This is a genomic window from Arthrobacter sp. 35/47 (assembly GCF_000520475.1).
Lineage (GTDB): Bacteria > Actinomycetota > Actinomycetes > Actinomycetales > Micrococcaceae > Arthrobacter_D > Arthrobacter_D subterraneus.
In genome coordinates this window covers 1-4,761 of record NZ_KI914604.1, presented here as the reverse complement: position 1 = coordinate 4,761, position 4,761 = coordinate 1, and the positions used below count along the sequence as shown (strand labels likewise).

The window sequence follows — 4,761 nt, the reverse complement described above, 5'->3', positions numbered from 1 at the left end:
GGTGCTGATTCGAGCCACAGGGACTTCACGGCATTTCTCCTTCGAGGACGGCCTTCGTGGAACCAACGCTAGACCCCGCCGTGACGCGCCTCAAGGAAAATTCATAAGTATGCTGTCCAAGAGATGCGCGAGCTCCCCCGCGGAAAGGACAGACACGTGGCAGTTGCGTTGCTGATTATCGACATGCAGAAGGCATTCTTCGAGGACGGCGCCCTTGGAAACCGGCAGGAAGCGCTGGTGGCAGCGTGTAACTCGGTTATCCGGGATGCGCGCGAAGCCGGGGTTGCCGCCTATGTGATCCGCACCGAACACCAGCGGGACAGGTCCACCTGGACCCTCAGCATGCTCGACGACGACCAGGGCTTCCTGTTCAGTGGCACGGAGCAGGCCGAGCCGGTCGACGGCCTGGAAATCGATGGCCTCCCGAAGCTGGTGAAGACGCGCGACAGCGCCTTCTTCGGCACAGACCTGCTGCAGCGCCTGCGGAATCTCAGCGTGGACACCGTTGTGCTGGCGGGAGTCGCCACGCACAACTGCGTCGCCCAGACCGCAGCGGATGCGTACGCCAATAACCTGCGGGTTGTGTACGCGACAGACGCTATCGCCTCAACCAACGAGGAGTATGCGCAGAACGTCCTGACCGTCCTGACCGATGAGTACCGTCAGCAGGCGATGGATGCCGGTGAAGTCCGGAACCTGTTCAACCACGGGCAGGCATGACAGGGGTATTTCTGGGTGCGGCAGACGCGTTGGATCTGGACGGACTGTACCGGGAAGCGCACGCTGCGGGTGGATCACCCGATGAGGCGCTGGTCCTCGCCGGGCGCGTAGGTTTGTTCGCTCCACAGCCGGGATCCGGGTCAACCCTGGCGCTATGGGAATGCCTGGCCACCCTGGCGACGGCGGACCTTACCGTAGCGCGCGTCGTAGAGCCCCACCTCGACGCACTGGCGATCCTCGCTGAAGCCGGGGTGCCGGCCCCCGAAGGCACCTGGGGAGTTTTCGCGGCTGAGAGCCCCGGTACGCGCCTGCAGGCAGAGTACGACGACGGAGGCTGGGTTCTCAGCGGTCGCAAACCCTGGTGCTCGCTCGGGACACGGCTGGACCGGGCACTCATCACCGCCCACGTTCCGACCGGTGGACGGCGGGCGTTTGCGGTGGATCTCAGCCATGACGGTGTGCGGCCGGTCGCAGGTACCTGGGTGAGCAGGGGCCTGGCCGCAGTGGACAGCGGCCCGCTGGATCTGTTGCGGGTGCCGGCCGAACCGGTGGGGGAGGAGAACTGGTACCTGACACGGGACGGTTTCGCGTGGGGCGGCATGGGTGTTGCGGCCTGCTGGTACGGAGGCGCCGTGGGTCTGGCGAGGCGGGTGATGGCGACTGCGCGCGTGCGGGAGCCGGACCAGATCGGACTGATGCACCTGGGCACGATCGACGTGGCACTGCACCGGGCCGCAGCTGTCCTGAAGGATGCCGCGCGGGCGGTGGATCACGGCGAGGCCAAGGGGAAGGAAGGCGCCCGGTTGGCAGCACGCGTCCGTTCGGTCGTGGTGCAGTCCGCAGAGGAGATCCTGTCCGTTGCCGCGCATGCAATGGGACCGGGACCGCTGGTCTACGACGAGGAGCACGCCAGGCGGGTGGCGGATCTGCAGGTCTATATCCGCCAGCATCACGCCGAACGCGATTCCGCGTCCCTCGGTGCTGCGGTACTCTCCCTGGATCCGCCGCCATGGTGACGTTCACGCATCAGGATGACGGCACGCCGGAGCGGCTGTGGCGCTCCGAGTGGCGCGCCAACCGTCCGCTGGACTTCGAATCCTTCTTCGACGGCAGGCCACCGGAACGCTTGATCCTGCTCTCAGCCCACCCGGATGATGAAACCCTCGCGGCCGGCGGCTTGCTCACCCGTCTGAAGAATGAGTTCCACCTTCCGGTTGACGTAGTGGTGGCGACGGCCGGCGAAGCCTCTCACCCCGCTTCGACAACGCACTCCCGGGATGTGCTTGCGCGCCGGAGAAAGTCCGAGCTGCGCGAGGCGGTACAGCTCCTCGCCGCGGACTCCCGTGTGCACTTCCTCGATCTTCCTGACGGAGCAGTGACCGCGTTGCCGGTCGCCAGGGCACTGCGGACACTGCTTGGCCCGCAACCGTCTGAACGCACCTTGCTCGTGGCGCCGTGGCATCGCGATGGGCATCCCGACCACGATGCGGCGGGGGATGCCGCACGATCAGTGGCTGAAGAACATGGGATCGCGCTGCTTGAATATCCGGTGTGGCTCTGGCATTGGGCAGAGCCGTCGTCGTCCAGTGTTCCCTGGGACACGATGAGAATCCTCCCGCTTACTGAGACGGAGCTGGAACTGAAGACGGCGGCCCAGAGGATGCATGTGACGCAGATCGAACCGCTGTCGGAAAAACCGGGTGACGAAGTCCTCCTCGGCCCTGCAATTATTGAGCACTTCGCCCGGCCATTCGAGGCCTTCGCCGTCACCCCGCCTCTGAGTGCCTTCGAGCGTCTGCACGCCGGATCCAAGGATCCTTGGGGGTATGAGGACCGTTTCTATGAGCGCCGCAAACGGGCAGTATCCCTGGCCCTCCTGCCTCGGGAACGGTACTCCCACGGGTTGGAACTCGGGTGTTCAGTGGGTGTACTCTCCACCGAGCTGGCCGCGCGGTGCGATTCCCTGGTGGCAGTGGATGTCAGCCCGAGTGCGGTGGGGCAGGCCGCGAACCGGCTGGCCGGCTATAAGGGTGCCGAAGCACGGGTCACGCGCATCCCCGAGGAATGGCCGGAGGGAATTTTCGACCTGATCGTCCTGTCCGAGACCGGTTACTACCTGAGCGCTGCCCAGCTGGAAGAGGTCATCAGCCGCTGTCTTGGCTCCCTCGGGCAGGACGGGGTGGTGATGTTATGCCACTGGCGGCATCCCGTGGACGGGTGGCCGTTGAACGGCGACGCCGTACACGAGGCCTTCCGTGCCTGCCGCGGGCTCGAGTTGTTCGCAGAGCACCAGGAGGAGGACTTCCGTATCGATATCCTGACCCAGCCGGGAGCTGTCTCGGTAGCCCGGGGAAGCGGACTGCTGTGATCCCGGAACGAATGGCCGTCATCATTCCGGCGAGGGACGAGGAAGCTCTCCTGCCGGACTGCCTCCGGGCCGTTTTCCGGGCGGCTGACGCTTTCCGGAACCTGCACCCGGCTGTGCAGGTGGATGTGACCGTCGTTCTCGACGACTGCCGGGATGCTTCGGCGCAGGTGGCCGCCGAATGGGCGGGCGTGAAGGTTGTGCAGACCGAGCACAGGTCGGTTGGTCGTGCCCGGCAGGCCGGCGTGGCGGCGACGATCGGATCCGATGATCCGGCGGGGTTCTGGGTGGCAAACACTGACGCCGACACCACGGTTCCGGCCAACTGGTTGATCGAACAGTATCGACTCGCTGCATGCGGTTACAGCCTGGTGCTCGGAACGGTGGAGCCGGGGCCCGGACTCGCCCCCTGGCTCAGGACGGCCTGGGCCGAGCGGAATACGCTGGGCGAGCACCACCGGCAGGTCCACGGCGCAAACCTCGGGGTGGCCGGCGAAGCGCTCCAGGCCGCAGGGGGATTCCCGCCGCTGCGGGCGCATGAGGACACACGGCTGGTCCATCGCGTGAAAACGGCTGGGTACTCCTGGATTGCCGTCGACACCATCCGGGCTATTACCTCCGCACGTTTGGGTGGACGGACGCCCGAGGGCTTCGCTACCTATCTGGCCCAGCTGCCCGGCCGGATAGCGTAATCAGCCGCCGACCACGTAGCCGTCCTCATGGTGGAAGAGGCGGCGGCCCGCGCCGTCGTCGAGACGAACCCATACCACCGAGGCATCATCGGCCCGATCCTCCAGCACCCCGGAGAACTGGTTGCCGGTGTGGTGGCGCAGGGTAATCTGCTGACCGCGCTCCAGGGCTGAGAAGTCGGTGAGGGCGGATTGCTGGGAGGTCATGGAGAAAGCCTTTCTGAAGTGTGACTGACGCCACAGTATTCGGCTTTCCTGAACGTTTGATGAATGCCTCCTGAATGCACGCTTCACGCTTCATGCCGCCGATCCATTGCTGGCCGAGAGGGCTAAAGGGTTATCCAAAAGTTAACTAAGCTTGCTTTCTATTCCCGCTCACATGTGTCACTCTGGCATCACCAGTGGCGGGCAGGTGGTTCTACCAGTCGTAATTCACCCAGCCGACGCCCCGCCAGCCGGCATTTGAAAGGGGATAGTGCAATGGCATCAACACATTCACCGGGTCCGGGTGTTGCCAGCCGCACCAACATCCAGAAGGCTGCGCTCGCTGTCGGGGCCGTCTTCCTGTTGGTGGGCGTCCTGGGTTTCATACCCGGCGTGACCACCGACTTCGGGGAGCTGTCTTTCGCGGGCCCAGAGTCGCACGCGCACCTACTCGGTATTTTCCAGGTTTCCATCCTGCACAACATCGTGCACCTGCTGTTCGGTATAGCTGGTGTGACCATGGCGAAAACAGCTGCGGGCGCCTACAACTTCCTGCTGTGGGGCGGGATCATCTACGCCGTCCTGTTCGTCTACGGTCTCGTTGTGCCGGAGGAGTCCTCGGCCAACTTCGTGCCGCTCAACCTGGCGGATGACCTGCTTCACCTGGTCCTTGCCCTCGGGATGATTGGGCTGGCATTCGCGCTGAAGGACAAGCACCGAACCGTACGCGGTCGGTAACCGGCGCAGAAAGGGAACGACGGCGGCGGGCCGCAGCCCGCCGCC

At 64.9% G+C, this 4,761-nt stretch carries 6 protein-coding genes; 5 read left to right on the top strand and 1 reads right to left on the bottom strand.

What is annotated here, in order from left to right; genetic code table 11:
* Positions 1 to 156 precede the first annotated feature (156 nt).
* Genes X803_RS0111540 through X803_RS0111525 form a run of 4 tightly spaced genes read left to right on the top strand, consistent with a single transcriptional unit; the run spans position 157 to position 3,777 of the window.
* Entirely contained in the window at positions 157 to 720 is a 564-nt protein-coding gene (locus tag X803_RS0111540) for a cysteine hydrolase family protein (RefSeq protein WP_026545257.1), read from the top strand.
* Positions 717 to 1,736 carry an acyl-CoA dehydrogenase family protein gene (locus X803_RS19505; RefSeq protein ID WP_051470709.1) on the top strand — a complete coding sequence of 340 codons (1,020 nt, stop codon included), beginning with the start codon at positions 717 to 719 and terminating at the stop codon, positions 1,734 to 1,736. Before X803_RS0111540 ends, X803_RS19505 begins: the two co-directional genes overlap by 4 nt.
* Complete coding sequence (locus X803_RS0111530) at positions 1,730 to 3,088, top strand: PIG-L family deacetylase (protein ID WP_026545256.1); 1,359 nt, start codon at positions 1,730 to 1,732, stop codon at positions 3,086 to 3,088. Before X803_RS19505 ends, X803_RS0111530 begins: the two co-directional genes overlap by 7 nt.
* Positions 3,089 to 3,099: 11 nt before the next feature.
* Entirely contained in the window at positions 3,100 to 3,777 is a 678-nt protein-coding gene (locus X803_RS0111525; protein WP_051470708.1) for a glycosyltransferase family 2 protein, read from the top strand.
* On the opposite strand, the gene X803_RS0111520 is transcribed toward X803_RS0111525, so the two are convergent.
* Positions 3,778 to 3,981 carry a hypothetical protein gene (locus tag X803_RS0111520; RefSeq protein ID WP_026545254.1) on the bottom strand — a complete coding sequence of 68 codons (204 nt, stop codon included), beginning with the start codon at positions 3,979 to 3,981 and terminating at the stop codon, positions 3,778 to 3,780.
* Between the two features lie 273 nt (positions 3,982 to 4,254).
* On the opposite strand from X803_RS0111520, the gene X803_RS0111515 reads away from it, so the two are divergent.
* The gene (locus X803_RS0111515) at positions 4,255 to 4,716 is read left to right on the top strand and encodes a DUF4383 domain-containing protein (protein WP_026545253.1); all 462 of its coding nucleotides are present in this window, start codon (positions 4,255 to 4,257) and stop codon (positions 4,714 to 4,716) included.
* Positions 4,717 to 4,761 lie beyond the last annotated feature (45 nt).

Bases quoted from the DNA above. Each gene is read 5' to 3' on its own strand.
- X803_RS19505 (WP_051470709.1), top strand. From the start codon at position 717: ATGACAGGGGTATTTCTGGGTGCGGCAGACGCGTTGGATCTGGACGGA.
- X803_RS0111530 (WP_026545256.1), top strand. From the start codon at position 1,730: ATGGTGACGTTCACGCATCAGGATGACGGCACGCCGGAGCGGCTGTGG.
- X803_RS0111525 (WP_051470708.1), top strand. From the start codon at position 3,100: ATGGCCGTCATCATTCCGGCGAGGGACGAGGAAGCTCTCCTGCCGGAC.
- X803_RS0111520 (WP_026545254.1), bottom strand. From the start codon at position 3,981: ATGACCTCCCAGCAATCCGCCCTCACCGACTTCTCAGCCCTGGAGCGC.
- X803_RS0111515 (WP_026545253.1), top strand. From the start codon at position 4,255: ATGGCATCAACACATTCACCGGGTCCGGGTGTTGCCAGCCGCACCAAC.